General features: G+C 75.6%; 1 protein-coding gene and 1 pseudogene. One reads left to right on the plus strand and one right to left on the minus strand.

Translation table 11 applies throughout. The features are described from left to right. Positions 1 to 108 (plus strand): annotated as a pseudogene (locus tag NMK44_RS38555) (IS5/IS1182 family transposase); the annotation flags it as partial. Between the two features lie 15 nt (positions 109 to 123). Here the strand turns inward: NMK44_RS38555 and NMK44_RS38560 are convergent. Continuing rightward, a complete protein-coding gene (locus tag NMK44_RS38560) occupies positions 124 to 528 on the minus strand; it encodes a DNA-binding response regulator (protein ID WP_254752282.1) in 405 nt (134 codons plus the stop codon). Positions 529 to 708 lie beyond the last annotated feature (180 nt).

Below are 708 nucleotides of genomic sequence, written 5' to 3' on the forward strand. Positions count from 1 at the left end.
AACCGCCTCAAACAGTGGCGCGGCCTGGCCACACGAACCGACAAGCTCGCGATCGCCTACCAGGCCGCACTCCACCTCGCGGGCATCCTCATCTGGACCCGCCGCTGACCAAAGAGACAGAACCTAGCCGCGGACACCGGGTTCGGACAGCCGCCGGTCCACGCCGCACGGCTCGCCCCGCCCGTCCGTGCGCGCCGCCCGGAGCACCGCGCGCACCAGCCGTCTGGGCGTGGTGCGGTGCTGCCACAGCACCGCCCGCACCCCGTACTCCATCACGGCCATCAGCTCGGTCTCCCGCAGCTCACCCGCGACCAGCACCACCCGCTGGGTACCGCCGCGCACCAGCCGGCGCAGCTCGGCCCCGCAGGCGTCGTCCAGACGGTCGGCGAGCATGACGGCCACGGTGCCGGGGGGTTCATCACCGGCGATCAGCTCGACGGTGGGCTGCTGCTGGAGATGGCGGACGACCCCGGCCCGCGAGAGCGGATCGGGGCCGTGGACCGTCACCGTGACCCGTGCGTCCGGCACTGTGTTCCTCGACTTCCCCGTGGTGTGGACTCACAGGGTCATCGGAGGGACTAAACGAACGGTTGCCGGGCGCTCAACGGGCCCGCGGGGCCCCCCCCCCCGGGGGGCGCCCGGGGGGGGGCGGGGGGGGGGGGGGCGCCCCCCCCCCCCCCCCCCCCGGGGGCCCCCCCGGGCGCCGGT

Origin of the sequence: Streptomyces cucumeris (genome assembly GCF_024295805.1) — a bacterium.
Lineage (GTDB): Bacteria > Actinomycetota > Actinomycetes > Streptomycetales > Streptomycetaceae > Streptomyces > Streptomyces cucumeris.